The organism is Vibrio sp. Vb1574 (assembly GCF_033338675.1).
Genome location: NZ_JAWOTC010000425.1, coordinates 1 through 1,075, shown reverse-complemented (window position 1 = coordinate 1,075; position 1,075 = coordinate 1). Strand labels below are relative to the sequence as shown.

At 44.6% G+C, this 1,075-nt stretch carries 1 protein-coding gene; it reads right to left on the bottom strand.

Annotation, left to right across the window (positions count from 1 at the left end; genetic code table 11):
- Positions 1-173: 173 nt before the first annotated feature.
- The coding region (locus R7O12_RS26620; protein WP_318127075.1) for an acyltransferase at positions 174-1,075 on the bottom strand (902 nt) is incomplete at its 5' end.

Here is a 1,075-nt window from a genome sequence, read left to right as displayed (position 1 = left end):
TTAATGAGCAATGTTGTAATAGTCGGGTCAATCTAAAGCAAATGAACAATGTTTTTTGTGAGTGACGGCAAATTCTGAAGGATTAGAAAGTCAAATTTTGGTGAGTGAGAGAGAACTCTCACTTTAAAAATCAATACGCTAACACTTTAGTGTTAGCGTATTGCTGAATCCATTTAGCGGAGTAGGGCTTTTTTCAGTGGAGATGCTTCAATTGCCCTTACCAACAACAAGGTCACGACGAGAGTGGCAGGAAACAAGAAGGCATCTTTTGCTAAGTCTTGTAATCCTAAAAAGCCCGCTATGTTCATCATGACAATAATGACCAACAGATGGCTCACGTAAACGCCTAAAACACTTGGGGCCCACTTGAATACCCATGGCATGTTGCCAAAATTAGGATGAACTAACAGCCACATGAACCCGCCGAGCGACCAAATGACGGTACCAAACAAGAAGTCATTAGAGTTGAAGGCCACATCGTACTGCATCAACCAGTAGGCTTCACCAAAGTGCAGAGCCATACCGAGGAGAATCAGGCGAATGGTGTTGTTGCGTGACCAAAGCCACTGTTTTTCTCGAATCAAGTAGCCAAATACCACTAGCAAGGTACTGAAAAATGGCCCATTACGAGTGAAAAACGGAGCAGGTAAATCGGTGAGAGGTGCATAGCTGCCTGCCAAAACACCATAGACGTAAAGCAGCACTGCTGTTGGAAGCAGTAACTGCGTCATGCCAATTCGAACTAAGCAGGCGATGATAGCGACCGCAATCACCAATGCTGGAATAAACCACAGGTGGACAAGTCCGCCTTCTAGTAATGAATTCAATGGTGCAGACGCTAAGTATCCCCAGTAGCCTTGTCGTTCGGCAAGGTATCCCGCTTCTGCTACGACTTGCCATTGGAACGGCATGAGTAAGCTGATCACGCTCCAAACCAACCAAATTTTCATTAGAGGTTTCGCATAGTTGACTAAAGTTTCGAGTGGATTGCTGCTCAGCTTAGGTTGGATAAGGTAACCAGAAATAAGGAAAAAAAGCGGAACCGCAAAACGAGCGAGCTGATTAATAAGATAAC